Genomic DNA, 24,928 nt, shown 5'->3' with positions numbered 1-24,928 from the left:
GGCTTGCATGCAGCTCATCGCGAAGATGCCGGAACTCGGACACGTCGGAGCCAAGCAGATCGCGGCGCTCGCCGGCCTTGCCCCCTTCAACGTCGACAGCGGCGCCTTCCGTGGCAAACGCAAGATCGCCGGCGGTCGAAAGCGCGTTCGCGACGCTCTCTACATGGCTGCTCTCAACGCGGTTCGACGGGCCGATCCGTTCAAGGCCTTCTATGAAAGATTGCGACAGGTCGGCAAACCGGCCAAGCTCGCCCTCATTGCCGTTGCCAGGAAGCTGCTAACGGTCCTTAACGCTATGATGCGCGACAGGAAACCGTACCTGAAGGCCGGCCCCCAATAACAGTTGCCGGCGTTCGCCGGGACGACGCTGAGGAGAGTTCGCGCGCTCCCGAACGTCATCATTGCAGAGTGCTACTTCGTCCGCTTCTGCTCGATCACGTCCCAGACCTTCGCCGCAACATCGCGGCCGCCGAGGCGTGCGATGGCGCGGATACCCGTTGGCGAGGTCACGTTGATCTCGGTGAGGTTGCCATTGATGACGTCGATGCCGACGAACAGCAGGCCGCGCTCACGCAGCGCCGGTCCGACGGTAGCGCAGATCTCGCGCTCGCGCGGGGTGAGCTCGGTCTCCTGCGCCGCGCCGCCGCGCACCATGTTGGAGCGAAGGTCGTCGGCGGCCGGCACGCGGTTCACCGCGCCGGCGAATTCGCCGTTGACCAGGATGATGCGCTTGTCGCCGTGCTTTACCTCGGGGATGAATTGCTGGATCACCCAGGGCTCCCGGAACGTCACCGAGAACATGTCGAACAGCGAGCCGAAATTCATGTCCTGCGGCATCACGCGGAATACCGCCGCGCCGCCATGACCGTGCAGCGGCTTCATCACGACGGCGCCGTGCTTGTCGCGGAAGGCGTTGATCTCGTCTAAGTCGCGCGAGATCAGCGTCGGCGGCATCAGCTGCGGAAAATTCATCACGAACAGCTTTTCCGGCGCGTTGCGCACGGAAGCTGGATCGTTGACCACCAGCGTCTTCGGATGGATGCGCTCCAGAAGATGCGTCGAGGTGATATAGGCGAGGTCGAACGGCGGGTCCTGGCGCAGTAGCACCACGTCGAAGCCGTTCAGCGCCTCGCGCCTGGGTTCGCCGAGCGTGAAATGGTCGCCGGACTCGTCGCGCACGGTCAGGAGCTGAACCGGCGCCACGATCTCCTCGCCGACCATCGAGAGCTTGTCGGGCGTATAATAGGACAGGCCGTGGCCGCGCTTCTGCGCCTCCAGAAGCAGCGCAAAGGTGGAATCGCCCTTGATGTTGATGCGGGCGATGGGGTCCATCTGGACGGCGACGTTCAGTTTCATGGTCTGCCTTTCAGGTCGAGGCGTCGAATGCCGCCAACACATGGCGCGGAAGTGAGCGCGGCGCAATCAGCATGGCGTCGAATCGCAATTCGAATTCGGCATGCTCGGGATGCGCCACGAGCCAGCCTTGCGCGGCGGCGATGATGCGCTGCTGCTGGCGCGGCGTCACGGCGAAGGCGGCGTCATCCAGCGTGGCCCGCGCCTTGACCTCGACGAAGGCGATCAGATTGCGGCGGCGTGCCACGATGTCGATCTCGCCATGCGGGGTGCGGTAGCGTTTGGCCAGGATGCGGTAGCCCTTGGCCATGAGATAGGCGGCTGCGCGGCTCTCCGCGGAGATGCCGGTGTGAAACGCGGCGACGCGATCGGGCGAGGGGACCTTCGGTTCCACCGGGACCTCAGTCTTCGCCATCGCCGCCCCTTAAGTCTTTGGCGAGCTCGAGCGCGCGGGCATAGACCTCGCGGCGCGGCCGGCCCGAGAGCGCGACCGCATGCGCAACGGCATCCTTGACGCTGTGCGCGGCAAGCTGCTCGCGCAACAGATCATCCAGCGCATCCGATGTCAGCATCTCGGCGTCGGCCGCTGGCGGAGCGATCACCAGCACGAACTCGCCGCGCGTCTCCAGCGTATCGGCCTCGCGCGCCAGCTGGCTCAACGGTGCGCGCGAAATCTCCTCGTGCAGCTTGGTCAGCTCGCGGCAGATCGCGGCCTCGCGCGCCCCCATGATCTCGGCGAGCTCGGCAAGCGTGTCCTGCACGCGGTTACCGGACTCGAACATCACCAGCGTCGCATCGATGCGCGCGAGCTCGGTCAAGCGCGCCTTTCGCGCGGCTGACTTCGCCGGCAAAAAGCCTTCAAAGAAGAAGCGGTCGGTCGGCAGTGCCGCCACCGACAGCGCCGCCAGCACCGAGGACGGGCCGGGCAGGGCATACACCGCATGGCCGGCGGCGCAGACCTCGCGCACCAGCTTGAAGCCGGGATCGGAAATCAGCGGCGTGCCGGCATCCGAGACCAGCGCAATCGAGCCGCCCTGCCCCAGCGCCTCCAGGATTTTCGGGCGCGCGGCCTCCGCATTGTGTTCGTGATATTGCTTGAGCTGCGCCGCGATGGCGTAGCGCTCGGTCAGGCGCCGGGTGATGCGGGTGTCCTCGCAGGCGATGACGTCGACGCCGGCGAGGGTCTGGAGCGCCCGCAGCGTGATGTCGCCGAGATTGCCGATGGGGGTTGCGACCAGATGGAGGCCCGGTGCCGCCTTCGGCGCCGCAACTCGATGGGCATCGATGGAGAAACCGCGCGAGGCGGAGTCTTGAGCTTCAAGCGTATTTATCGGGGCCGGCTTTGCGCGCATAATGAAATCAACTTAGGCACGATCCGCAGGGCTGGGAACCGGTTCGCCGAAAAAGATCGTGCCGAGGTGAGGGGCGGGGAACGGACGGGAATGTGATCGATCCAGGATCACGTCGAGAGGGCGTGAGGGCTCTCACGCCATATTCGCGACCGAAACGCCGCCTTGATGCTGAATGAGCGAGGGCAAACAGCTGCCGGGACAGCAAGGCGGCCGCGTTAAGCGGCTATTATCCTTTTGTTTCGGTTAACTATTTGTCGACAATATGCCTGAATCCGCGGCTTGTGTCGTGGAAAGAATGTCGTGACTGGCCGGCGCCGGCGGGTCAAAAGAGAAGCTGCATGGTGGGCCCGCGTTATCCAAAATCTCCCGTTCCGGGGTCCCTGATGTCGGGGGCGACCCGCCGGAGCGCGCTCGGCCTGTTGCTCGGCACGCCCCTGCTGTCGGCCTGCGCCGGCGTGCAGCAAAGCCTGAGCCAGTTCTCCAACCCGTTCTCGAGCTCGACGCCGCCGGCTCAGCCCGCAGGTCCCCCGCAACAGGCGACGACCGCCGGCACCGGCGGCGTGAAGGTCGCCGTGATCCTGCCGCTCTCGGCCGCCGGCAATGCCGGCCTTGCCGCGCAATCCATGCGCAACGCCGCAGAGATGGCGCTGGCCGAGTTCCAGAACCCGAACATCCAGCTGTTGATCAAGGACGACAATGGCAGCCCGCAGGGCGCGCAGGCGGCCGCGCAGCAGGCCGTCGACGAAGGCGCCGAGATCATGCTTGGACCGCTGTTCGCGCAATCGGTGCCGGCGGTGGCGCAAGTCGCGCGCACGCGCGGCATCTCGGTGATCGCGTTCTCGACCGATTCCAGCATCGCCGGCCGCGGCGTCTATCTGCTCTCCTTCCTGCCGGAGTCCGACGTCAATCGAATCGTCGAATATTCCGCCAGCATCGGAAAGCGCTCCGTCGCCGTGCTGGTGCCCGACAACGCCTATGGCAATGTCGTCGAAGCCGCGGTGAAGGCGGCCGTGCCGCGGCGTGGCGGGCGCATCGTCGCCTTCGAGAAATACGGCGCCGATCGCGCCACGCCGGCGCGCACCGTGGCGCAGCAGCTCGGCAGTGCGGATGCGTTGTTCATTGCCGATGACGGCGATGCCGTGGTGACGGTCGCAGATGCGATGACCGCGGCGGGCGCGAACTTACGCAACATCCAGCTGCTCGGCACCGGCCTGTGGGACAATCCGCGGGTCTATGCCAATGCGAGTCTGCAAGGCGGCCTCTATGCCGCGCCCGACCCGGCCGGCTTCCGCGCCTTCTCCGGCCGCTACCGTACCAAATACGGTGCCGAGCCGATTCGCACCGCAACGCTCGCCTATGACGCGGTCGCCCTCCTCGCCGCGCTGGCGCGTACGCAAGGCACCACGCGCTTCTCGCCCGACGTGCTCACCAATCCCTCGGGCTTCGCCGGCATCGACGGCCTGTTCCGCTTCCGCGCGGATGGCACCAACGAGCGTGGCCTTGCGGTGATGAAGGTGTCGCAAGGTGGCGGCGTTGCGGTCGCGGGCTCGCCGAAGAGCTTTGGGGCGTAGTTCGGGACGACGGTGCCGTAGGTGGGCAAAGCGAAGCGTGCCCACGAATTATCCGTGATAAAGTGAAAGATGGTGGGCACGGCGCAAGTGCGCCTTTGCCCACCCTACGAGATCTCGCTACGCCGCGAGATCCGCGACCACTGCGTCCAGCACCGGAAATCCGCTACTCGTCACGCGCAAGCGGCCCGTCGCATCCACCGTGATCGCGCCTTCCTCGCGCAGCAGCGCGATGCGTTTGGGATCGAGCGGGCGGCCGGAGAGGGCTTTGTAGCGCTCGGGGTCGATGCCTTCGGCAAGGCGCAATCCCATCAGCAAGAATTCGTCGGCGCGTTCTTCACTGTTGAGGAGATCGTCGGTGACGACACCATGGCCGTTGGTCTCGACCCGCATCAGCCAGGCCTCGGGACGCTTCTCGGTCGCGATCGCATGCCTGACGCCGTCGATGTCGAGCCGGCCATGCGCGCCGGGACCGATGCCGGCATATTCCTCGCCGCGCCAGTAGACCAGATTGTGCCGGCACTCGGCGCCGCGCCGCGCGTGATTGGAAATCTCGTAGGCGGGCAGGCCGAGCTTGTCGCAGGTCTCCTGCGTGACGTCGTAGAGCGCGCGCGAGACCGCTTCGTCCGGCGTCTTCAATTTGCCGGCCTGGTGCAGGCCGAAGAACGGCGTGCCTTCCTCGATCGTCAATTGATAGAGCGACAGATGCTCGGCCGCCTCGTCAATGGCGAGACGCAGCTCATCGGCCCACATTGCCGGCGTCTGGTCGGGACGGGCGTAGATCAGATCGAACGAATAGCGATCGAACGAGCGGCGCGCGATGGCGACCGCATCGAGCGCCTCGCGCGCGCTGTGCAGGCGGCCCAGCGCTTTCAGCGAAGCATCGTCGAGCGCCTGCACACCGAGCGAGACACGGTTGACGCCGGCGGCGCGATAGCCGGCAAAGCGCGTGGCTTCGACGCTGGTCGGATTCGCCTCCAGCGTCACCTCGACATCGCCGGCGACGGTCCAGTGCTTGCCGATCGCATCGAGCACCGCGCCGACGGTTGCGGGCTGCATCAGCGATGGCGTGCCGCCGCCGAGAAAGATCGAGGTGACTTCACGGCCGGGCGAGCGCTCGGCGGTGGCCGCGATCTCGCGCGCGAAGGCCGAGGCGAAGCGCGCCTCGTCGATCGCGACGTGACGGACATGGCTGTTGAAGTCGCAATACGGGCATTTCGACAGGCAGAACGGCCAGTGCACGTAGACGCCGAAGGCTTCGGATTCTTGTTTTGACGCGTTTTCCTGGCGCGAACCGGTATCCACTTCGCTCGAAAACGCTCTAGCGCGGCTCAAGGCAGATCTCCGCCAGTTTCACGAAGGCGCGGGCGCGATGCGACAGGCCAAGGCCGAGCGGCGGCAGGCCGTGCTTCTCGATGCTGTCCATCTCGCCGAAGGTGCGGCTGTGGCCGTCCGGCAGGAACATCGGGTCGTAGCCGAAGCCGGCGGTGCCGCGCGGCGGCCAGACCAGCGTGCCGTCGACGCGCGCCTCGACCTCTTCGAGATGATCGTCGGGCCAGGCCACGCAGAGCGCGGAGACGAAATGCGCTTTGCGCTTGTCCGGCGTGGTGGCGCCGCGCTCCTGCAACAGGCGCTCGATCTGCGCCATCGCCGCGGCGAAATCCTTGGAAGGTCCAGCCCAGCGCGCGGAGAAAATGCCCGGCGCGCCGTCGAGTGCGTCGACCACGATGCCGGAATCGTCGGCAAAGGCGGGAAGCTTGGTCGCCCTCGCGGCTGCGATCGCCTTGATCGCGGCATTGCTGCGGAAATCGTTGCCGGTCTCATCCGGCTCGCCGAGGCCGAGCTCTCCGGCCGACACCGCCTCGATGCCGTACGGCGCGAGCAGCTCCTTCATCTCGGCGAGCTTGCCGGGATTATGGGTGGCGATGACGAGCTTTCCGGTGATTCGGCGGTGCATGGGCCTATTGACTACGCGACAGCCAGTTTCTGCAAGTCCACGAGACGCGCGATGCCCTTCTGGGCCAGCGCCATCAGCGCCAGGAACTCGTCCTGCGTAAACGGCTCGCGTTCCGCGGTGCCCTGCACCTCGATGATGCGGCCATCGCCGGTCATGACGAAATTGGCGTCGGTCTGGGCTTCCGAATCCTCGGCATAGTCGAGATCGAGCACCGGCGTGCCATTGTAGATGCCGCAGGAGATCGCAGCGACGTTGTCGCGCATCACATTGGCCTTGATCATGTTGCGCGCCTTCATCCAATTGATGCAATCGGCGAGCGCGACCCAGGCACCGGTAATCGAGGCCGTGCGCGTGCCGCCGTCGGCCTGGAGCACGTCGCAATCGACCGTGATCTGGCGCTCACCGAGCGCTTCGAGATCGACGATGGTGCGAAGCGAGCGGCCGATCAGGCGCTGGATCTCGACGGTGCGGCCGCTTTGCTTGCCGGCGGAGGCCTCGCGGCGGGTGCGTTCGGAGGTCGCGCGCGGCAGCATGCCATATTCGGCGGTGACCCAGCCGCGGCCCTGGCCCTTCAGCCACGGCGGCAGGCGATCTTCCAGCGTGGCGGTGACCAGCACATGGGTGTCGCCGAACTTCACCAGGCAGGAGCCTTCCGCATATTTGACCACGCCGCGCTCAAGCGTCACGGGGCGCAATTCGTCGGGCGCACGGCGGCTTGGCCGCATGGGAAATCCTCCAAAACTCGCAGGTGTAGGGCTGTTCGCGGTGCTTGTAGGTGGGGTGAGGGTATGCGGCAAGGCTTTTTCACCCCCGGTTTTCCACCCTGCAAACGCGACGCTTGTCAGAACCCTCCTGGATGGACAAATTATGAGCATCTGAGAGGAGTTACCGTCTGTGGCCCATCACGATCCGATCCATCTGATCGCGCCGCGCGCAGGCCTCGCCCAGCTCAACGAGCGTTCTCGCGACATCTTTCGTCAAATTGTCGAAAGTTATCTCGCGACCGGTGAGCCCGTGGGCTCGCGCAATATCTCGCGCCTCATCGCCATGCCGCTGTCGCCGGCCTCGGTCCGCAACGTCATGGCCGATCTGGAACAGCTCGGCCTGATCTACGCCCCGCACACCTCCGCCGGCCGGCTGCCGACGGAACTCGGCCTGCGGTTCTTCGTCGATGCCCTGATGCAGGTCGGCGACCTCAACGAGGCCGAGCGGCAGTCGATCCAGAGCCAGCTTGCCACCGTCGGCCAGGCGCAATCGGTCGAGGCGGCGCTGGACCAGGCGCTGACGCGGTTGTCGGGCCTGACCCGCGCCGCCGCGGTGGTGCTGACGCCGAAATCCAATGCGCGGCTGAAACACATCGAATTCGTCCGTCTGGAACCGGAAAAGGCGCTGGTGATCCTGGTCGGCGAGGACGGCCAGGTCGAAAACCGCGTGCTGTCGCTGCCCCCCGGAGTTCCCTCCTCGGCGATCACCGAGGCCGGCAATTTCCTCAATGCGCGCATCCGCGGCCGCACCCTGGCCGAGGCGCGGCTCGAGCTCGAGACGGCACTTGGACAGGCCCGCGCCGAGCTCGATCAGCTTGCACAGAAGGTGATTTCCGCCGGCATCGCCAGCTGGTCCGGCGGCGAGAACGAGGATCGCCAGCTCATCGTCCGCGGCCATGCCAATCTGCTCGAAGATTTGCATGCGCTGGAGGATCTGGAACGGGTGCGCCTGCTGTTCGACGATCTCGAGACCAAGCGCGGCGTGATCGACCTGCTGGGGCGCGCCGAGACCGCTGAGGGTGTGCGCATCTTTATCGGTTCGGAGAACAAGCTGTTCTCGCTGTCGGGGTCCTCCACCATCATCTCACCCTATCGGGATGCCGCCGGTCATATTGTTGGTGTTTTGGGCGTGATCGGGCCGACACGGCTGAATTATGCCCGTGTGATCCCGACCGTGGACTACGCCGCCCGCATCGTCAGCCGCCTTTTGGGAGGCTGATCGGCGTTTCCGCCGATCACGGGCGCTTGATTTTCGGCGCTTTAGGCACGATATCCGGGCCAACAATCCCTGGAAACGAGTTCGAGATTAGAGCCGATGACCGAGCAAGACCGGCAACCCGAAGACACGACTGCCGCGACCGGCGAGCCCGTGGTGTCAAAACCCTACATCATGCCCGACGATCCCGAGCCCGGCTCGGTCGAGCTGTTGCAGAAGGAAGCCGCCGAGGCGCGCGACCGCATGCTGCGGACGCTGGCCGAGATGGAGAATCTGCGCAAGCGCACCACCAAGGAGGTCGCCGACGCCCGGCTCTATGGCATCACCGGCTTTGCCCGCGACGTGCTCGACATCGCCGACAATCTCCAGCGCGCGCTCGATGCCGTTCCGGCCGAGGCCCGCGCCGCGGCCGATCCCGGCCTGATCTCGCTGATCGAAGGCGTCGAGCTCACCGAGCGTTCGCTGCTCAACGCGCTGGAAAAGCACGGCGTGAAGAAGCTCGATCCGCAGGGCCAGAAGTTCGATCCGAACTTCCACCAGGCGATGTACGAAGTGCCTGATCCGTCGGTGCCGTCGGGCACCGTGGTGCAGATCATGCAGGCCGGCTACACCATCGGCGAGCGCGTGCTGCGCCCGGCCCTGGTCGGTGTCGCCAAGGGCGGCGCGAAGCCCGCGGCCGCGGCGAACAACAACGAGTCGAGCGGCGCGGCGAATTGAGTTTTGATGTCATTCCGGGGCGGCTCGCGAGAGCCGAACCCGGAATCTCGAGGTTCCGGATTCGATGCTTCGCATCGCTCCGGAACGACCAGTTGAAATCTTACGCGCTCACCGCGATATCCGCAGACTGAATCCGCTTCACGCCGGCCTTGGCCATATCGGCCCAGGCTTTTGCCAGCGAGCCCTGCGTGTCGATGCCGCGGCAGGCGTCTTCCACGACATAGACCTCGAAGCCCGCCTTGCGCGCGTCGAGCGCGGTCCAGGCAACGCAGAAATCCGTCGCGAGCCCTGCGACGAAGACACGCTTGATCTTGCGTCCCCTCAGATAGCCGGCAAGTCCGGTCGAGGTCTTGCCGTCGGCTTCGAGGAAGGCCGAATAGCTGTCGACGTCCTTGTGAAAACCCTTGCGGATGATGAGCTCGGCATGCGGGATCGCAAGATCCCTCGACAGCGAAGCGCCGTCGGTGCCCTGCACGCAATGGTCGGGCCACAGCACTTGCTTGCCATAGGGAAGGTCGACGGTCTCGAACGGCTTCTTGCCGGAATGCACCGACGCAAACGAGATGTGGCCCGGCGTGTGCCAGTCCTGCGTCATCACCACATTCGCAAATGCCTTCGAGATCTTGTTGATGACGGGCACCACCTGCTCGCCCTCTTTCACCGCGAGGCTGCCGCCCGGCAGGAAGCAGTTCTGCACGTCGATCACCAGCAGCGCGGAGGCATCGTCCGGCTTGATCGATGCCGCTGCAAGGAGTGCGGTTGGAGCCAGCGTTGCAAGCGCCGTCGTCCCAAGCATTGCCAAGACTTGTCGCCGATCCAGCATCGTTCGCCTCCCCTTAGGATGAACTCAACGGAGACGAAGCCTAGTTCCGTTCGTGTACGAACAGAAGCCCGAAAATGCGGCCGGCATTGGCGAGTGCTTGGGCTAGCAGCCCCAACATCACTGTCGTCCCGGACAAGCGCGCCCTTAGGCGCGCGCCGATCCGGGACCCATACCCCCAGGGAGATGTTTGGCGAAGAGTCATCATGGGTACTGCGACCGACCGCAATTGCACGATCACGCGGTGTGGGTCCCCCCGTTCGCGGGGACGACACCGAGTATGCCGAATGGCTCAGCCCTTCGGCTGAATCCCGTCGCGCACGGCGCGGAAGCGGGTGAAGGCGGCCAGCCACTGGTCGCGCGGGGCGCTGGCGATGATGCGCAGCGAGGCGCCGCCGCTCGAGAAGCGGATCCACTGCACCACGGTCACCGGGACCTTGTCCTTGCCGCTGACGCCGTCGATCCGGGTCTCGAAGCCTTGCTGGCCGTTGATGCGGATCGGCTCGGACATGGTGACGCGCGATTCGCGCACGCCGGGAATCTGCAGCGCCGCCTCCTGGGCGAAGCGGGCGCGGTCGTCGGCCTGCTGCGGCGTGGCGCCGATCAGGCCGAGGATCATGAACGGCTTCGACTCGTAACCGGTGCTCTCGTCGCCGTCGGCCAGGATGATGCTCGAGCCCGGCGCCAGCGTGCGGATATCCTTGAACTCGGCGAGATCGGTGATCCTGAACGGCATCAGCGCGATCTGCTCCTCGGCCGAGACCTGCTTGCGGGTGGTGGCGGTCGCAAACATCTGCCGCACCGCTTCATCCGTGTAGATCTTGGTCGCATTCTCCGGGACCTGCACCGCGACATAGCCGGAGAAGCCGGCGCCCGGCACGATCATCGAATAGCGCTTCACCGGGGTGTCGCCGGCCTTGCCGCTTTCGGTGGTGAAATAGGCGAGGCCCGCCGGCGTCTCGATCTTGTCCTGCTTGACGCCGCCAGCGCCGGCCGGATTGGAATTGAAGGCGCTCACGACCTCGCCATAGGCCGCCGGCGGCAGCTCGGTGATCAACACCTTGACGCTGCCGTCCTCGCTCTCGAATCCCGGAAAGGTTTTTGCCGTGCTGAGACCGACCAGCGGCACCATGCCGAGGCGCAAGCCGGGCGGAAACACGGCGTCGGCGGCGAGGGCCGGAAACGCGGAGGCGATCAGAAGGGCGAGCGCGGCGAGGGGGCGGATCAGCTTCATGGGCACTCTGATTGGTTCACATTGAGGCCGTTCGATGGTCGGCCACCGGGCCGCATTGTCGCGCGAAGCAGCTGTAGCGGCTGACCGGCCGGTCCGCCTTTTACCGGGTTTGGGCGTGCGGCAACAGGGCGGGCGGGCTTGCGGTAGCGGGGGCTTGCTGAAGCCTGAACCTGTTAATAATTCCTCACCCACAAGGGCGGTGAAGCCCGGATATCATCGTCCAAAACCCAATGTTTTCACGGCAGAAACGTAGCTTCGGTCCTTGCGGGCCCCTCCCCCCCTCCTATATGAGCCTCAATCATCGCAATATCGCGGATGTTTGATCTTAGGGGGTTTCGGTCGGGTGCCTTCTGGGCCCAGCCAACCTGCCGCAAAAACAAGGATATCAGGACCATGGGAAAGGTCATTGGGATCGACCTCGGCACCACGAATTCGTGCGTCGCCGTGATGGATGGCAAGAACGCCAAAGTCATCGAGAATTCCGAAGGCATGCGCACGACGCCTTCGATCGTCGCCGTGACGGACGACGGTGAGCGCCTCGTCGGCCAGCCGGCCAAGCGCCAGGCCGTCACCAATCCCGAGCGCACCTTCTTCGCAGTGAAGCGCCTCATCGGCCGCCGCTACGACGACCCGATGGTCGAGAAGGACAAGAAGCTCGTCCCCTACAAGATCGTGAAGGCTTCCAACGGCGACGCCTGGGTCGAGGCCGACGGCCAGACCTACTCGCCCTCGCAGGTCTCGGCGTTCATCTTGCAGAAGATGAAGGAGACCGCGGAAGCCCATCTCGGCCAGAAGGTCGATCAGGCCGTCATCACCGTTCCCGCATACTTCAACGACGCCCAGCGCCAGGCGACCAAGGACGCCGGCAAGATCGCGGGCCTCGAAGTGCTGCGCATCATCAACGAGCCGACCGCGGCCGCGCTCGCCTATGGCCTCGACAAGACCAAGACCGGCACGATCGCCGTGTACGATCTCGGCGGCGGCACGTTCGATATCTCGATCCTCGAGATCGGCGACGGCGTGTTCGAGGTGAAGTCGACCAACGGCGACACCTTCCTCGGCGGCGAAGACTTCGACATGCGCCTGGTCGGCTATCTCGCCGACGAATTCCAGAAGGAGCAGGGCATCAACCTGCGCAACGACAAGCTCGCGTTGCAGCGCCTGAAGGAAGCCGCTGAAAAGGCCAAGATCGAGCTGTCCTCGACGACGCAGACCGAGATCAACCTGCCCTTCATCACCGCGGACCAGACCGGCCCGAAGCATCTGACGATGAAGCTGACGCGCGCCAAGTTCGAAGCGCTGGTCGACGACCTCGTCCAGAAGACCGTCGAGCCCTGCCGCAAGGCGCTGAAGGACGCCGGCGTCACCGCCGGTGAGATCGGCGAAGTGGTTCTGGTCGGCGGCATGTCGCGCATGCCGAAGGTCCAGGAAGTCGTGAAGCAGCTGTTCGGCAAGGAGCCGCACAAGGGCGTCAACCCGGACGAAGTCGTGGCGATCGGCGCTGCGATCCAGGCCGGCGTGCTCCAGGGCGACGTCAAGGACGTGCTGCTGCTCGACGTCACCCCGCTGTCGCTGGGCATCGAGACGCTGGGCGGCGTGTTCACCCGCATCATCGACCGCAACACCACGATCCCGACCAAGAAGAGCCAGGTGTTCTCGACCGCCGAGGACAGCCAGAACGCGGTCACCATCCGCGTCTTCCAGGGCGAGCGTGAAATGGCGGCCGACAACAAGATGCTCGGCCAGTTCGACCTGATGGGTATTCCGCCGGCTCCGCGCGGCATGCCGCAGATCGAGGTGACGTTCGACATCGACGCCAACGGCATCGTCAACGTCTCGGCCAAGGACAAGGCCACCGGCAAGGAGCAGCAGATCCGCATCCAGGCCTCCGGCGGCCTGTCGGAAGCCGACATCGAGAAGATGGTCAAGGACGCCGAGGCCAATGCCGAGGCGGACAAGAAGCGCCGCGAGGCCGTGACCGCCAAGAACGAGGCGGATGGTCTGGTGCATTCGACCGAGAAGGCTTTGGCCGAGCACGGTTCGAAGGTCGGTGAGACCGAGCGCCGCGCCATCGAGGATGCCGTCGGCGACCTCAAGGAAGCGCTGAAGGGCGACGATGCCGAGGCGATCAAGGCCAAGACCCAGACGCTGGCCCAGGCTTCGATGAAGCTCGGCGAGGCCATGTACAAGCAGCAGGCCGAGGCCGACGCCAAGAAGGATGCGGCCAAGGACGACGTCGTCGACGCGGAATTCACCGAAGTCGACGACGACAAGAACAACAAGAAGTCCGCCTGAACCCCAAGAGGGTCATGATGCGGACGGCTTGGACCCCACACGCTCTACCGGCCTCCTCCTTCGCGGGGGAGGCCGTCGTGTCGGGACGGACGGGCGGGTCGCCCGTTACGATCGATCAATTCCCCGCCGTTATGCTGAACGCCGCCGCGCTGCCCTCTGCCGCCAAGCAGAAGGCTGCCTATATCGTCGTGTGGCGACGTCGTTTCGCTCCGACTTGAATCGCGATTGGATAGACCGAGTCCCACATGTCCACGTCCACCAAGCGCTGCTATTACGAAACTCTCGAAGTCGAACGCGATGCCGACGAATCCGTCCTGAAATCGTCGTTCCGCAAGCTGGCGATGAAGTTCCACCCGGACCGCAATCCCGGGGACGACACCAGCGAAGTCAAGTTCAAGGAAATCAACGAGGCCTACGAGGTCCTCAAGGACAAGGACAAGCGCGCGGCCTATGACCGTTACGGCCATGCCGCCTTCGAGCAGGGCGGCGGTGGCGCCGGCTTCGGCGCGGGTTTCGCCTCTTCCTTCTCCGACATTTTCGAAGATCTGTTCGGCATGGCCGGGCAGCGCGGCCGCGGCGGCCGCGAGCGCGGCGCCGACTTGCGCTACAACATGGAAATCACGCTCGAGGAAGCCTTCGGCGGCAAGACCGCGCAGATCGAGATTCCGGTCTCGGTCACCTGCGAGGCCTGCTCGGGCATCGGCGCCAAGGCCGGAACCAAGCCGAAGACCTGCTCGAGCTGCGGCGGCGCCGGCCGCGTGCGGCAGTCGCAGGGCTTCTTCACGCTGGAGCGGACCTGTCCGGGCTGCCAGGGCCGCGGCCAGATGATCGAGGATGCCTGCCCGTCCTGCTCGGGGCAGGGCCGCGTCACCCGCGAGCGGAATCTTTCGGTCAACATCCCCCCGGGCGTCGAGGACGGCACAAGGATCAGGCTCGCCGGCGAGGGCGAGGCAGGGGTTCGCGGCGGTCCGCCCGGCGACCTCTACATTTTCCTGTCGCTGGCCCAGCACCAGTTCTTCCAGCGCGACGGCGCCGATCTGCATTGCCGTGTGCCGATCTCGATGGTGACGGCGGCGCTCGGCGGCGAATTCGAGGTGCCGACCATCGAGAAGGGCAAGGCCAAGGTGAAGGTGCCGGCCGGGACCCAGTCGAACCGCCGGTTCCGCATTGCATCAAAAGGCATGCCGGTGCTGCGGTCGCGCCAGATGGGCGACATGTATGTTCAGGTCGTGGTCGAGACCCCGCAGAACCTCACCAAGAAGCAGCAGGAATTGCTGGCCGAGTTCGAAAAGCTATCCTCCGGCAACACCCAGCCGGAATCCGAGGGCTTCTTCGCCAAGGTCAAGGATTTCTTCGGTAATCGGGCGAGTTGACCCGGCTTGACCATACCGCCTTCGGCCTATACGTCTTTATGACCATTTTCTGACACGCCGCGGTCCCGCGGTCCCGTCCGGTCCTGACATGCCATTGCCATCGTCCGCGCGTGCGTTGAAGAAGCCTCGTCTCGATGACGAGGTGCGCTTCCTCAGATCATGGATCGAAAAGCCCCTGCACATGGGCGCCGTGATGCCGTCGGGCAAGCTGCTGGCCCGGACCATGGCCCATTACGTCGATATCGATTCGGACGCGCCTGTGGTCGAGCTCGGGCCCGGCACCGGCGCGATCACCTCGGCCCTGATCGAGCGCGGCGTCGATCAGAAGCGTCTCGTCCTCGTCGAATACAATCCCGGTTTCTGCGCGCTGCTGCGCGACCGCTATCCGCAGGCCAAGGTTGTGCAGGGCGATGCCTATCGCCTGCGTGACACGCTCTGGAACGTCCTGAGCGCGCCGGCCTCCGCGGTCGTCTCCGGCCTGCCGCTGGTGACAAAACCGATGCTGACGCGGCTGCGGCTGATCCGCGACGCCTTCACGGCGCTCGCGCCCGGGGCGCCCTTCGTCCAGTTCACCTATGCGGTGGTGCCGCCGATCCCGAAATCGCTGCCCGGCGTGTCCACAGAGGCTTCGGAACGGATCTGGATGAACCTTCCGCCCGCCCGCGTCTGGGTGTATCGCAAGGACTAATTCCGCCGGCTTGGTTCTTTGCGCGGCGGGCTCGTTTCGCCGAACGCATTGGATTGGATGTCAGCTCCCAAGATCCTGATCATTCCCGGCTCGCTGCGCACCGGTTCGCACAATGCGAAGCTGGCGGCGGTCGCCGCCTATGAATTCGCCCGGGCCGGCGTCGACGTCACCCGCATCTCGCTCGCCGATTTTCCGCTGCCGATCTACGACGGCGATCTCCAGGCCAAGTCCGGCCTGCCCAAGCACGCGATCAACCTCAAGCGCATGATCGGCGCGCATCATGGCGTGCTGATCGTCTCGCCCGAATACAATGCCTCGGTGCCGCCGCTTCTCAAGAACGCGATCGACTGGGTCAGCCGCGTGCACGATTTGCACGAGGCGCGCGGCGATGTGTTTCGCAACCGCGCCTTCGCGCTCGCCGGCGCCTCGCAGAGCCGGCTCGGCGCGGCCCGTGCGCTCCAGGCGCTCAGGCTGATCCTGACCTCCTGCCACGCCAATGTGATTGCCAGCCAGCTCACGCTCGCCTTTGCCGACCAGGCCTATGACGATATGGACAGGCTCAAGAACGAGGCCGATATCGCCGCGTTGAAGGAGCTGGTGGCGCAGTTGATCGACATTTCCCAACGCATGATGTGAGGTGACATGACGCCAGCCGAGATCGCCCCTAAGGACCGCCTGATCGTCGCGCTCGATCTGCCCAGCGTCGATGCCGCGGAGGCGACGATCAATCGTCTCGGCGACAGCGTCACATTCTACAAGATCGGTTATCGGCTCGCTTATGCCGGCGGATTGCCGCTGGTCGGCAAGCTCGCCGACAAGGGCAAGAAGGTCTTTCTCGATCTCAAGCTGCACGACATCGGCAACACCGTGATGCAAGGCGTCGAAAGCATCACCAGGCTCGGCGCCACCTTCCTCACTGTGCACGCCTATCCGCAGACCATGAAGGGCGCGGTCGAAGGCCGCGGCAATTCCAGCCTGAAGATCCTCGCCGTCACGGTGCTGACATCCTACAACGAGGACGATCTGCACGCGGCCGGCTATCGGCTCGGCGTCTCCGAGCTGGTCGAGGCCCGCGCGCAGCAGGCCCAGGTGCTTGGCATCGACGGACTGGTGTCGTCGCCGGAGGAAGTCGGGGCCTTGCGCAAGATCGTCGGCCACCAGATGCATCTCGTCACCCCCGGCATCCGGCCGGTCGGTTCGGCGACCGGCGACCAGAAGCGCATCATGACGCCGGGCCGCGCCATCGCCGCCGGCGCCGATTATCTCGTCGTCGGACGGCCGGTCGTCGAAGCCGCCGACCCGAAGGCGATTGCGGAAGCCATCCAGGCCGAGATCGCGCAAGCGCTCGGCTAATCAACAAACAAGGGAGAAGAACAATGGCGAAAGGCTACTGGATCGGGCGCGTCGATGTGAGCAGTGACGAGGGCTACAAGCCCTATGCCGTCGCCAACGGTCCGATCTTCAAGAAGTGGGGTGGTCGCTTCGTCGTCCGCGCCGGCAAGTTCACCACCGTCGAAGGCGCCAGCCGCACCCGCAACGTTGTGATCGAATTCCCGGACTACGAGACGGCGATCGCCTGCTACAATTCGCCGGAATACCAGGCCAACATCAAGGTGCGCCAGCCCCACTCGGTCGCCGACCTCATCATCATCGAGGGCTATGACGGCCCGCAGCCGTCTGACGGCTGAGCTCAGCTGTCATTCCGGGGCGCCCGAAGGGCGAACCCGGAATCTCGAGATTCCGGGTTCGGCTCTGTGAGCCGCCGCGGAATGACGGTGAACGTGGCGTCGCCGCGCCTGCTCCCCCCTCGGTTGCCGGAACTGCGTCCCCCCGCTACAACGGCCATGAGAGGATCACACCATGTCCGACATGCGCCTGATTGTTGCTGGAGCCGGTGGCCGGATGGGCCGCGCGCTGGTGCGGGCGATTGCCGAGAGCAAAGGCGCGGTGCTGGCCGGCGCGCTCGAGGCCCCCGGCTCGGAGCTGCTCGGCAAGGATGCCGGTGTGCTCGCAGGACTGCCGGCCAACGACATCAAGCTCTCCGCTGACCTCTGGGCGATGTCGAAGGAGGCCGACGGCATCCTCGACTTCACCGTTCCGGCGGCGACCATCGCAAATGTCGCGATCGCGGCACAGCGCGGGATCGTGCATGTCGTCGGCACGACCGGGTTGTCGGGCTCCGACAACGCCGTGATCAAGAGCGTCACCAACCGCGCCGTCGTGGTGCAATCAGGCAATATGAGCCTCGGCGTCAATCTGCTGGCCGCCGTGGTCAAGCGCGTCGCCAAGGCGCTCGACCAGAGTTTTGATATCGAGATCGTCGAGACCCATCATCGCATGAAGGTCGATGCGCCATCCGGCACCGCGCTGATGCTGGGGCAGGCCGCAGCCAGCGGTCGCGGCGTCACCCTCGATGATCATTCCGAGCGCGGCCGTGACGGCATCACCGGCGCGCGCAGGCCGGGCAATATCGGTTTCGCCTCGTTGCGCGGCGGCACCGTCGCCGGCGATCACAGCGTCACCTTCCTCGGCCCGTTCGAGCGCCTGACGCTGTCGCACCAGGCCGAGGACCGCATGCTGTTCGCCCATGGCGCACTGAAGGCAGCGCTGTGGGCGCACGGCAAGAAGCCGGGCCACTACTCCATGGCCGACGTGCTCGGCCTGTCCGACATCTGATCGAAACCAACGGAAAGCAGTCAATGAGCGAACGTCTTCTCGTGCTCGTGCGCCACGGCCAGAGCGAATGGAATCTGAAGAACCTGTTCACGGGTTGGAAGGACCCTGACCTCACCGAGCTCGGCGTCAAGGAAGCCACGGAAGCCGGCCGCAAGCTGAAGGCGCAGGGCCTCGTGTTCGACGTCGCCTACACCTCGGTGCTCACCCGCGCGCAGCACACACTCGATCTCATTCTCGGCCAGCTCGGCCAGGAGGGCCTGCCGACGGCCAAGAACCTCGCGCTGAACGAGCGCGACTACGGCGATCTCTCCGGCCTCAACAAGGACGACGCGCGCAAGAAATGGGGTGAGAACCAGGTGCTGATCTGGCGCCGCTCCTACGACGTGCCGCCGCCCGGCGGCGAAAGCCTGAAGGATACGCTCGCGCGGGCACTGCCGTACTATGTGCAGGAGATCCTGCCCGGCGTGCTCAACGGCAAGCGCACGCTGGTCGCCGCCCACGGCAATTCGCTGCGCGCGCTGATCATGGTGCTGGAAAAGCTCTCGCCCGAAGGCATTTTGAAGCGCGAGCTGGCGACGGGTGTGCCGATCATCTATCGGCTTAACACGGATTCGACGGTGGCCTCGAAGCTGGATCTGGCGGGCTGATCTTTCGCCGCAAGCACGCTGCCGTAGGGTGGGCAAAGCGAAGCGTGCCCACGCAGCGCCAGCGATTTCAGAAAGATGGTGGGCACGGCGCTGTGCGCCTTTGCCCACCCTACGGCAGTGTGCTTGTTGCGCCTACAGCACCCCCAGCTGTCCGGCCTCCCAGCCCAGCATCGCCTGCTTGCGGGTGATGCCCCAGTGATAGCCGGTGAGCGTGCCGCTTTTGCCGAGCGCGCGGTGGCAGGGCACGACGAACGAGACCGGGTTCTTGCCGACTGCCGCGCCGACGGCACGCGAGGCCTTCGGGCTGTTGATGTTGCAGGCGATGTCGGAATAGGACACCGCGCGCCCCATCGGGATCTTCAGCAGCGTCTCCCACACCCGCACCTCGAAATCGGTGCCGATCATCACCACGCGCAGCGGCTGGTCCGGCCGCCACAGCTTCGTATCGAAGATGCGCGCGGCGAGCGGCGCGGTGCCTTCGTGATCCTCGACATAGGTGGCGTTCGGCCAGCGCCGGGTCATGTCAGCGAGCGCAACCTTCTCCTCGCCGTGATCGGCGAAGGCAAGTCCTGACAGGCCGCGGTCGGTCGCGATCACGATCGCGGTGCCAAACGGCGAGGGGTGAAAGCCGTAACGCAAGGTCAGGCCGGCGCCGCCGTTCTTCCATTCGCCCGGCGACATCGCTTCGTGGGTCACGAAGAGATCGTGCAGCCGGCCGGGGCCTGACAGCCCGGAGTCGAGCGCGGCGTCGAGGATGCTCGCTGAGTCCCGCAGCAAGCCCTTGGCGTGATCGAGCGTCAGCGCCTGCATGAAAGCCTTCGGCGTGATCGAGGCCCAGCGGCGGAACAGATGGTGCAACTCATCCGGCGTGACCCCGGCCGCATCCGCCATCGCCTCGATGGTCGGCTGCGCGCGCCAGTTCTCCGAGATGAAGGCGATCGCCCGGCGCACCGAATCATAGTCGCGCAGCGCGGCGTTCTGGGTGCCCGGCCTGGCCAGGCGCTGGTCATGTATGGCGAGTGTCATCATGAGTGGAAATGTAGGAGAGGGACGGGTGGGAAACCACCCGATTTCTGACTGCGCTCAGATCACCGGATTGTAGGTCGGGCCGCGCCGGGCGGCATTCAGGGCGCCGACCAAGGCATTGTAAAAACTCGCTTTTTCCTCTGGGCCGAGAAAGCCGGCAATGAGCAGCCGGCGGCCGCGCGAGATCAGATAGAGGTGCTCGATGCCGTATTCCTCGTCGACCTCCTGGTCGAGCCGGACCCAGAGCGGATTGAACGTCCATTCCGAGACCTGGCCGCGATGGCTGACGCGGCGCACGCGCAGCTCCGACGGCGTGACCACGATCTCCTCGCTGGCCCGCGCCGCGCGGAAATTGGCCTTGAAGGCCCACCAGATCACGAGCACGTCGAGGCCGAAGAAACCGAACACCGGCCAGGCACCCATCATCAGGAAGGCGAGGCCCGTGACGAAGCTGACCACGCTCAGGAACAGCATCACGGCGAGGAAGCCGGTGCGGTTCAGCGAGCGGTGTGGCGTCAGCCGCGCGGAGAAGATCTGCACGTCGCGCGGATCAGGATCGCTGCCCTCAATTTCGTTGCCTGTGCTCATCGTCCCTCAGTATATCCCGATCATGGCGAAAATCACCCGCAAGCCGGCTCCGCGTAAAGCGCCGGTGCCGAAGAAGAAGGCAAAGGCGGTCGTCGCGAAGCCGAACGCGCCCGCCAAAAAGACGCTCAAGGCGATAAAGCACTGGACGCCCGCCGAGGTCCATGAGGTCTTCAGCCGTTTCCGCAAGGCCAATCCGGAGCCGAAGGGCGAGCTCGAGCACGTCAATCCGTTCACGCTGCTGGTCGCCGTGGTGCTGTCGGCACAGGCAACCGATGCCGGCGTCAACAAGGCGACGCGCGCCTTGTTCGAGGTGGCCGACACCCCGCAAAAGATGCTCGATCTCGGCGAGGAGTCTTTACGCGAGTACATCAAGACGATCGGCCTCTACCGCACCAAGGCCAGGAACGTGATCGCGCTGTCGGCCAAGGTGCTGAGCGAGTTCGGCGGCGAGGTGCCGCGCACGCGCGCCGAGATCGAGTCGTTGCCCGGAGCGGGCCGCAAGACCGCCAACGTCGTGCTCAATATGGCCTTCGGCGAGCACACCATGGCGGTCGACACGCATGTCTTCCGCGTCGGCAACCGCACCGGGCTTGCGCCCGGCAAGACGCCGCTGGAGGTCGAGCTTGGTCTCGAAAAGGTGATCCCGGCCGAGTTCATGCTGCATGCCCATCATTGGCTGATCCTGCATGGCCGCTATACTTGCCTCGCGCGCAAGCCGCGCTGCGAGGTCTGCCTGATCAACGATCTGTGCCGGTGGCCGGAGAAGACGGTCTGAGCAATTGATTCAATGTCATTCCAGGCGCGATGCGCAGCATCGAACTATGGTGCGCACTTGCGCACCTGAGAATCTCGAGATTCCGGGCTCGCCTCTTCGAGGCGCCCCGGAATGACGGCGGTGAGAGCAGAGCGACTTGGGGTGAAATCGTGAGTCAACAGGAACAAGTCCCGCCCCCGGCTGCCGCCGCGACACCGGCCCCGTCATCGAAACCAACGCAGCGGCCAGCCACTTCACTGTGGAGCCGGTTCGCGATCCCGCTATTCGCCGTGATCGTCGCGCTCGGCTTCGTCGCGCTGGCGACGCTGCGCTTCGACGAATGGGTCGGCAATGCGGTGATCCAGACCACCAATGATGCCTATGTGCGCGCCGAGCTGACGCGGCTTTCCAGTCGCGTCTCGGGTGAAGTGCTGACCGTCGCCGTCACCGACTTCCAGCGCGTCAAGGCCGGTGATCTCCTGATCCAGATCGATCCCGCCGATTACGAGGCCCAGGTCGCGCAGTCCGAGGCTGCGGTCGCCGCCGCCCAGGCCGCGCTCGACAATCTGGCCAACCAGGTCGAGCTGCAATATGCGACGATCGCGCAGGCGCAGGCCGCGCGGCTCTCCGCCGAAGCCATGGAGGTCGAGGCACGGCAGGAGCAGGAACGTCAGCAATCGCTGTCGCAGACCGAAGCCGGCACGCGGCAGCGCCTTGAGCAGGCGGTGGCTGCTTACGCCAAGGCGCAGGCCGACGTGCGCGCGAGCCGCGCCGTGATCGCAGCCCAGCAGCACCAGCTCGAGGTCCTGCAAGGCACCCGGAAGCAGCGCGCCGCCGATGTCGCGGCGGCCAAGGCAACGCTGGCGGGTGCGAAGCTCAAGCTCGGCTACACCAGGATCACAGCGCCGTTCGACGGCGTCGTCGGCGAGCGCCAGGTGCAACCCGGCGACTACGTCAATATCGGCACCAACCTCATCAACGTTGTGCCGCTGCCGCAGGTCTATGTGATCGCGAATTACAAGGAGACCCAGCTCACGCACGTCGCGCCGGGCCAGCCGGTCGAGATCACCGTCGACAGCTTTCCCCGCGAGACGCTGCGCGGCAAGGTCGAGCGCATCGCGCCGGCGACGGGCTCGCAGGTCGCGCTGCTGCCGCCTGATAACGCCACTGGCAATTTCACCAAGGTCGTGCAGCGCATTCCCGTGCGCATCAAGCTCGACGAAGGCCAGCCGTTGCTGGCACGGCTAGTGCCGGGCATGTCGGTCGTCACCCGCATCGACACCAAGGCGGCGAATGGCGGAAAATGACGACACAGATCGCGGACCGCTCTCGCGCGGCGGCGTCGCGCCGCAGCCGCTGTTCGCCGTGGCCGCGGTGTTGCTCGGCTCCTTCCTCGCCAATTTCGACAGCCGCCTGACCACGGTCGGCCTGCCCGATTTGCGCGGCGCGTTCTCGCTCTCGTTCGACGAGGGCGCCTGGCTCTCCACCGCCGGCATCGGCTCGCAGATCTTCATCGCGCCCGCGGTGGCTTGGCTCGCGACCGTGTTCGGGCTGCGGCGCGTGCTTGGCATTCCGAGCCTGATCTATGCCGTCATCTCGCTGATCGTTCCCTTCGTGCACGATTATCCAACGCTGCTCGCGCTCAGCGTCGCGCATGGCCTCCTGCTCGGCACCTTCGTGCCGGCGACGCTGATGATCGTGTTCCGCAATCTGCCGATCCGCTGGTGGCTGCCGGCGATCTCGATCTATTCGATCCGCGTCGGCTTCGCATTGGATACCTCGAGCTCGCTGGTCGGCTTCTATGTCGACCATCTCGGCTGGCAATGGCTGTACTGGCAGAGCGTCGTAATCGCGCCCCTGATGGGGCTGATGGTCTATCTCGGCACACCGAACGAGCCGGTGAATCGTGCACTGCTGCGCGAGGCCGACTGGGGCGGCATGCTGCTGCTCGGCGCAGGGGTCGCGATGATCTATGCCGGGCTTGATCAGGGCAACCGATTGGACTGGCTCGGCTCGGGGACGGTAATGGCGCTGCTCGTCGGTGGCGCGGTGCTGTTCGCAGGCTTCCTCGTCAACGAGTCGCTGGTGCGGCAGCCCTGGGCGCATGTGAACGTCTTGTTCTCGCGCAATATCGGATTGGGTCTGGTGCTGATCCTGCTGTACACGCTGACGAGCCTGTCCAACGCCTCGCTGGTGCCGAACTTCCTTGCCACCATCGCGCTGCTCAGGCCCGAGCAGAGCGGCATGCTGCTGCTCACCTATGGCGCATTGCCGATGTTCGTGCTGGTGCCGCTCTCGATCTGGCTGCTGCGGCATTTCGATACGCGCACCGTGATTGTCGTGGGATTTGCCTGCTTCGCCGCCGCCAATCTCTGGGGTACGCAGCTCACCCATGACTGGGCGCGCGAGGACTTTGTCGGCATCGTGCTGCTCCAGGCGATCGGGCAGTCGCTGACCCTGCTGCCGCTGATCATCACGCTGCTGTCGAACTCCGACCCGAGCCGTGCCACCTCCTTTGCCGCCTATATCCAGATCATGCGGCTCGGCGGCGCCGAGATCGGCGTGGCGCTGATGGGGACATGGCTGCGCGTGCGCGAGCAGGTCCATTCCTTCTATCTCGGCCAGAACCTCGGCATCGGCGATGTCGATGTGGTCCGCGTCCTGAAGCAGTTTGCCGATCACTTCTCTGCCCACGGCGCCGGGCTGGCGCAGGCGCGCGCGGTCGGTACGCTGGCGGGCATCGTGCAGCGCGAAGCCAATGTGCTCGCCTATATCGACGGCTTCTGGCTGTGCTTCTGGCTCGCGATAGCCGCGCTCGGTGTCCTCGCACTGATCACCCGCGCGCCGGCCGGCCCGTTCACGCCGGCGCCGTTCGGCTTCGCCAAGACGGTGCTGCGGAAGTGCGGCGTGCGGGTGATGTAGAGCGCGTCACCGCATCTGCCGCGCCGGCTCGATCAGCTCGGGCCGCGGGCCCGACAGCCGCTTGTGCATGTGGACCATGAAGGCCATGCCGAAGATCGGCGTCGCCAGATTCACGATCGGGATCGAGACGAAGGCGGCGATGAAGAGGCCGGCGGTGAAGATGGTGGCGGCATTGTTGCGCCGCATCGCCTTGGCCTCCTCCGGCGAGCGGAAGCGCATCGCGGCAAGCTCGAAATATTCGCGGCCGAGCAGCCAGGCGGCGGCGACGAAGAAGATCAGGAAGCCTGCGCCGGCGAAAAGCACCAGCGGCAACGCGATCAGATAGACCAGGATGGTCAGGAGCGCGGTCTTGATGCCCTCGAAAATGGCCTGGCTGAACGGCAGCGCGAGGCCCGGCTGCTCGGCGGGATAATGCTCGCGCTCGACGATGTCGGCGACGTCGTCGACGAACAGGCTCGCCACCAGCGAGGTGATCGCCGGCATCAGGAATACGCCGCCGAACACGACGCCGAGGCCCGCCGCGATCGAGACGATCCAGGACAAGACCTCGAGCGAGGTGTGCCAGCCCGGCCCGAGCAGGCCTTCCAGCCAGACCTCGCCGGAGGTCGCAAACCAGCTCAAGAGCCGCTGCAAGCCGATCGCCAGCACGGTGATCAGCACGAGCGCAAGCCCGACCGATCGCCACAGGATCGAGCGCATCGGCGGCGAGATCATTTGCGACAACGCCTTGATGGCGGCATCCAGCATGGGGGAGCCTTTCAGGTAAACACTTCGCGAGAGGTAGACACCCAATGCGGCTTCGGCAAGGGAGGGTGGTTGCCGCGATCTCTTGCTTACCCTCCCCTGGAGGGGGAGGGGCGGCACGTGGTCGAGCGAAGCGAGATCATGTGACGGGGTGGGGTGATCTCTCCACTTGGGCACTGTTCGTCGCGGAGGGACCGTCACCCCACCCCGCTCGCGCTACGCGCGATCGACCCT

General features: G+C 65.5%; 26 protein-coding genes. 15 read left to right on the top strand and 11 right to left on the bottom strand.

The genetic code is table 11. The features are described from left to right. Positions 1 to 340, top strand: a 340-nt coding sequence (locus GA0061098_RS24795) for a transposase (RefSeq protein ID WP_129590919.1), incomplete at its 5' end; no start/stop codon positions are given. A 71-nt stretch (positions 341 to 411) separates the two neighbouring features. Here the strand turns inward: GA0061098_RS24795 and gshB are convergent. The 3 genes from gshB to rsmI are packed head-to-tail and all read right to left on the bottom strand — an operon-like array spanning position 412 to position 2,705. Next, a complete protein-coding gene (gene gshB, locus GA0061098_RS24790; RefSeq protein ID WP_091962507.1) occupies positions 412 to 1,356 on the bottom strand; it encodes a glutathione synthase in 945 nt (314 codons plus the stop codon). A gap of 10 nt (positions 1,357 to 1,366) precedes the next feature. Then, complete coding sequence (locus tag GA0061098_RS24785; RefSeq protein ID WP_091962504.1) at positions 1,367 to 1,768, bottom strand: YraN family protein; 402 nt, start codon at positions 1,766 to 1,768, stop codon at positions 1,367 to 1,369. Beyond that, on the bottom strand, positions 1,755 to 2,705 hold the full coding sequence (gene rsmI / locus GA0061098_RS24780) for a 16S rRNA (cytidine(1402)-2'-O)-methyltransferase (protein WP_091962499.1): 951 nt from the start codon (positions 2,703 to 2,705) through the stop codon (positions 1,755 to 1,757). The genes GA0061098_RS24785 and rsmI overlap by 14 nt, the downstream gene beginning before the upstream one ends. A gap of 338 nt (positions 2,706 to 3,043) precedes the next feature. Between rsmI and GA0061098_RS24775 the strand changes: the two genes are divergently transcribed. Next, positions 3,044 to 4,276, top strand: coding sequence for a penicillin-binding protein activator (locus GA0061098_RS24775; RefSeq protein ID WP_208610675.1), 1,233 nt, complete (start codon positions 3,044 to 3,046; stop codon positions 4,274 to 4,276). 117 nt (positions 4,277 to 4,393) lie between these two features. Here the strand turns inward: GA0061098_RS24775 and hemW are convergent, their stop codons facing one another. Genes hemW through rph form a run of 3 tightly spaced genes read right to left on the bottom strand, consistent with a single transcriptional unit; the run spans position 4,394 to position 6,955 of the window. Continuing rightward, complete coding sequence (hemW, locus tag GA0061098_RS24770) at positions 4,394 to 5,578, bottom strand: radical SAM family heme chaperone HemW (RefSeq protein WP_091962490.1); 1,185 nt, start codon at positions 5,576 to 5,578, stop codon at positions 4,394 to 4,396. Between the two features lie 16 nt (positions 5,579 to 5,594). After that, positions 5,595 to 6,230 carry an RdgB/HAM1 family non-canonical purine NTP pyrophosphatase gene (gene rdgB / locus GA0061098_RS24765; protein WP_028139406.1) on the bottom strand — a complete coding sequence of 212 codons (636 nt, stop codon included), beginning with the start codon at positions 6,228 to 6,230 and terminating at the stop codon, positions 5,595 to 5,597. Positions 6,231 to 6,241: 11 nt separating this feature from the next. Then, entirely contained in the window at positions 6,242 to 6,955 is a 714-nt protein-coding gene (gene rph / locus GA0061098_RS24760; RefSeq protein ID WP_091962487.1) for a ribonuclease PH, read from the bottom strand. 169 nt (positions 6,956 to 7,124) lie between these two features. Between rph and hrcA the strand changes: the two genes are divergently transcribed. Continuing rightward, positions 7,125 to 8,213, top strand: coding sequence for a heat-inducible transcriptional repressor HrcA (gene hrcA / locus GA0061098_RS24755; protein ID WP_091962484.1), 1,089 nt, complete (start codon positions 7,125 to 7,127; stop codon positions 8,211 to 8,213). 96 nt (positions 8,214 to 8,309) lie between these two features. Continuing rightward, positions 8,310 to 8,927: a nucleotide exchange factor GrpE gene (grpE, locus tag GA0061098_RS24750; RefSeq protein WP_091962480.1), complete on the top strand. Its 618-nt coding sequence runs from the start codon at positions 8,310 to 8,312 to the stop codon at positions 8,925 to 8,927. Positions 8,928 to 9,027: 100 nt separating this feature from the next. Here the strand turns inward: grpE and pncA are convergent, their stop codons facing one another. Beyond that, a complete protein-coding gene (gene pncA / locus GA0061098_RS24745; RefSeq protein WP_091962477.1) occupies positions 9,028 to 9,750 on the bottom strand; it encodes a bifunctional nicotinamidase/pyrazinamidase in 723 nt (240 codons plus the stop codon). Positions 9,751 to 10,039: 289 nt separating this feature from the next. After that, positions 10,040 to 10,981 carry a hypothetical protein gene (locus GA0061098_RS24740; protein ID WP_165637578.1) on the bottom strand — a complete coding sequence of 314 codons (942 nt, stop codon included), beginning with the start codon at positions 10,979 to 10,981 and terminating at the stop codon, positions 10,040 to 10,042. A gap of 393 nt (positions 10,982 to 11,374) precedes the next feature. On the opposite strand from GA0061098_RS24740, the gene dnaK reads away from it, so the two are divergent. The 8 genes from dnaK to GA0061098_RS24695 all read left to right on the top strand — a co-directional run bounded on the left by dnaK (position 11,375) and on the right by GA0061098_RS24695 (position 18,660). Next, a complete protein-coding gene (dnaK, locus tag GA0061098_RS24735) occupies positions 11,375 to 13,276 on the top strand; it encodes a molecular chaperone DnaK (RefSeq protein WP_028139411.1) in 1,902 nt (633 codons plus the stop codon). A gap of 245 nt (positions 13,277 to 13,521) precedes the next feature. Beyond that, a complete protein-coding gene (gene dnaJ, locus GA0061098_RS24725; protein ID WP_028139412.1) occupies positions 13,522 to 14,649 on the top strand; it encodes a molecular chaperone DnaJ in 1,128 nt (375 codons plus the stop codon). Positions 14,650 to 14,737: 88 nt separating this feature from the next. Continuing rightward, entirely contained in the window at positions 14,738 to 15,337 is a 600-nt protein-coding gene (locus tag GA0061098_RS24720; protein WP_091962468.1) for a class I SAM-dependent methyltransferase, read from the top strand. Between the two features lie 57 nt (positions 15,338 to 15,394). Continuing rightward, complete coding sequence (locus tag GA0061098_RS24715; protein WP_091962465.1) at positions 15,395 to 15,973, top strand: NADPH-dependent FMN reductase; 579 nt, start codon at positions 15,395 to 15,397, stop codon at positions 15,971 to 15,973. Between the two features lie 6 nt (positions 15,974 to 15,979). Beyond that, positions 15,980 to 16,690 (top strand): orotidine-5'-phosphate decarboxylase, encoded by a 711-nt coding sequence (pyrF, locus tag GA0061098_RS24710; protein ID WP_091962462.1) that lies wholly within the window; start codon positions 15,980 to 15,982, stop codon positions 16,688 to 16,690. 23 nt (positions 16,691 to 16,713) lie between these two features. Further along, positions 16,714 to 17,025: a DUF1330 domain-containing protein gene (locus GA0061098_RS24705; RefSeq protein ID WP_027566211.1), complete on the top strand. Its 312-nt coding sequence runs from the start codon at positions 16,714 to 16,716 to the stop codon at positions 17,023 to 17,025. Between the two features lie 172 nt (positions 17,026 to 17,197). After that, the gene (gene dapB, locus GA0061098_RS24700; protein WP_026202940.1) at positions 17,198 to 18,013 is read left to right on the top strand and encodes a 4-hydroxy-tetrahydrodipicolinate reductase; all 816 of its coding nucleotides are present in this window, start codon (positions 17,198 to 17,200) and stop codon (positions 18,011 to 18,013) included. A gap of 23 nt (positions 18,014 to 18,036) precedes the next feature. Beyond that, a complete protein-coding gene (locus GA0061098_RS24695) occupies positions 18,037 to 18,660 on the top strand; it encodes a 2,3-bisphosphoglycerate-dependent phosphoglycerate mutase (protein ID WP_091962459.1) in 624 nt (207 codons plus the stop codon). A gap of 132 nt (positions 18,661 to 18,792) precedes the next feature. Here GA0061098_RS24695 and GA0061098_RS24690 read toward each other — a convergent pair whose 3' ends face one another. Together GA0061098_RS24690 and GA0061098_RS24685 are read right to left on the bottom strand one after the other, a co-directional pair. Continuing rightward, the gene (locus GA0061098_RS24690; protein WP_091962457.1) at positions 18,793 to 19,689 is read right to left on the bottom strand and encodes a methylated-DNA--[protein]-cysteine S-methyltransferase; all 897 of its coding nucleotides are present in this window, start codon (positions 19,687 to 19,689) and stop codon (positions 18,793 to 18,795) included. 54 nt (positions 19,690 to 19,743) lie between these two features. Then, positions 19,744 to 20,274 carry a DUF2244 domain-containing protein gene (locus tag GA0061098_RS24685; protein ID WP_091962579.1) on the bottom strand — a complete coding sequence of 177 codons (531 nt, stop codon included), beginning with the start codon at positions 20,272 to 20,274 and terminating at the stop codon, positions 19,744 to 19,746. A 22-nt stretch (positions 20,275 to 20,296) separates the two neighbouring features. Here GA0061098_RS24685 and nth point away from each other — a divergent pair, with 22 nt between their 5' ends. The 3 genes from nth (at position 20,297) to GA0061098_RS24670 (ending at position 23,950) form a co-directional block, all read left to right on the top strand. Next, positions 20,297 to 21,049 carry an endonuclease III gene (gene nth / locus GA0061098_RS24680; protein WP_165637577.1) on the top strand — a complete coding sequence of 251 codons (753 nt, stop codon included), beginning with the start codon at positions 20,297 to 20,299 and terminating at the stop codon, positions 21,047 to 21,049. Positions 21,050 to 21,198: 149 nt separating this feature from the next. Beyond that, the gene (locus tag GA0061098_RS24675; RefSeq protein ID WP_091962454.1) at positions 21,199 to 22,335 is read left to right on the top strand and encodes an HlyD family secretion protein; all 1,137 of its coding nucleotides are present in this window, start codon (positions 21,199 to 21,201) and stop codon (positions 22,333 to 22,335) included. Continuing rightward, entirely contained in the window at positions 22,322 to 23,950 is a 1,629-nt protein-coding gene (locus GA0061098_RS24670; RefSeq protein ID WP_091962450.1) for an MFS transporter, read from the top strand. Before GA0061098_RS24675 ends, GA0061098_RS24670 begins: the two co-directional genes overlap by 14 nt. 6 nt (positions 23,951 to 23,956) lie before the next feature. Here the strand turns inward: GA0061098_RS24670 and GA0061098_RS24665 are convergent, their stop codons facing one another. Then, positions 23,957 to 24,697, bottom strand: a complete 741-nt coding sequence (locus GA0061098_RS24665) for a sulfate transporter family protein (RefSeq protein WP_091962445.1) — start codon at positions 24,695 to 24,697, stop codon at positions 23,957 to 23,959. Positions 24,698 to 24,928: the final 231 nt, after the last annotated feature.

This window comes from Bradyrhizobium shewense, assembly GCF_900094605.1.
Classification (GTDB): domain Bacteria; phylum Pseudomonadota; class Alphaproteobacteria; order Rhizobiales; family Xanthobacteraceae; genus Bradyrhizobium; species Bradyrhizobium shewense.
The sequence above is the reverse complement of the archived record's forward strand: the minus strand, read 5'-3'. Positions and strand labels throughout refer to the sequence as shown.

What these genes read in the sequence shown, in the direction of transcription:
- gshB (WP_091962507.1), bottom strand. Translation starts at nt 1,356, where the DNA reads ATGAAACTGAACGTCGCCGTCCAGATGGACCCCATCGCCCGCATCAAC.
- GA0061098_RS24785 (WP_091962504.1), bottom strand. Translation starts at nt 1,768, where the DNA reads ATGGCGAAGACTGAGGTCCCGGTGGAACCGAAGGTCCCCTCGCCCGAT.
- rsmI (WP_091962499.1), bottom strand. Translation starts at nt 2,705, where the DNA reads ATGCGCGCAAAGCCGGCCCCGATAAATACGCTTGAAGCTCAAGACTCC.
- GA0061098_RS24775 (WP_208610675.1), top strand. Translation starts at nt 3,044, where the DNA reads ATGGTGGGCCCGCGTTATCCAAAATCTCCCGTTCCGGGGTCCCTGATG.
- rdgB (WP_028139406.1), bottom strand. Translation starts at nt 6,230, where the DNA reads ATGCACCGCCGAATCACCGGAAAGCTCGTCATCGCCACCCATAATCCC.
- rph (WP_091962487.1), bottom strand. Translation starts at nt 6,955, where the DNA reads ATGCGGCCAAGCCGCCGTGCGCCCGACGAATTGCGCCCCGTGACGCTT.
- grpE (WP_091962480.1), top strand. Translation starts at nt 8,310, where the DNA reads ATGACCGAGCAAGACCGGCAACCCGAAGACACGACTGCCGCGACCGGC.
- pncA (WP_091962477.1), bottom strand. Translation starts at nt 9,750, where the DNA reads ATGCTGGATCGGCGACAAGTCTTGGCAATGCTTGGGACGACGGCGCTT.
- GA0061098_RS24740 (WP_165637578.1), bottom strand. Translation starts at nt 10,981, where the DNA reads ATGAAGCTGATCCGCCCCCTCGCCGCGCTCGCCCTTCTGATCGCCTCC.
- dnaK (WP_028139411.1), top strand. Translation starts at nt 11,375, where the DNA reads ATGGGAAAGGTCATTGGGATCGACCTCGGCACCACGAATTCGTGCGTC.
- dnaJ (WP_028139412.1), top strand. Translation starts at nt 13,522, where the DNA reads ATGTCCACGTCCACCAAGCGCTGCTATTACGAAACTCTCGAAGTCGAA.
- GA0061098_RS24720 (WP_091962468.1), top strand. Translation starts at nt 14,738, where the DNA reads ATGCCATTGCCATCGTCCGCGCGTGCGTTGAAGAAGCCTCGTCTCGAT.
- GA0061098_RS24715 (WP_091962465.1), top strand. Translation starts at nt 15,395, where the DNA reads ATGTCAGCTCCCAAGATCCTGATCATTCCCGGCTCGCTGCGCACCGGT.
- pyrF (WP_091962462.1), top strand. Translation starts at nt 15,980, where the DNA reads ATGACGCCAGCCGAGATCGCCCCTAAGGACCGCCTGATCGTCGCGCTC.
- GA0061098_RS24705 (WP_027566211.1), top strand. Translation starts at nt 16,714, where the DNA reads ATGGCGAAAGGCTACTGGATCGGGCGCGTCGATGTGAGCAGTGACGAG.
- dapB (WP_026202940.1), top strand. Translation starts at nt 17,198, where the DNA reads ATGTCCGACATGCGCCTGATTGTTGCTGGAGCCGGTGGCCGGATGGGC.
- GA0061098_RS24695 (WP_091962459.1), top strand. Translation starts at nt 18,037, where the DNA reads ATGAGCGAACGTCTTCTCGTGCTCGTGCGCCACGGCCAGAGCGAATGG.
- GA0061098_RS24690 (WP_091962457.1), bottom strand. Translation starts at nt 19,689, where the DNA reads ATGATGACACTCGCCATACATGACCAGCGCCTGGCCAGGCCGGGCACC.
- GA0061098_RS24685 (WP_091962579.1), bottom strand. Translation starts at nt 20,274, where the DNA reads ATGAGCACAGGCAACGAAATTGAGGGCAGCGATCCTGATCCGCGCGAC.
- nth (WP_165637577.1), top strand. Translation starts at nt 20,297, where the DNA reads ATGGCGAAAATCACCCGCAAGCCGGCTCCGCGTAAAGCGCCGGTGCCG.
- GA0061098_RS24670 (WP_091962450.1), top strand. Translation starts at nt 22,322, where the DNA reads ATGGCGGAAAATGACGACACAGATCGCGGACCGCTCTCGCGCGGCGGC.
- GA0061098_RS24665 (WP_091962445.1), bottom strand. Translation starts at nt 24,697, where the DNA reads ATGCTGGATGCCGCCATCAAGGCGTTGTCGCAAATGATCTCGCCGCCG.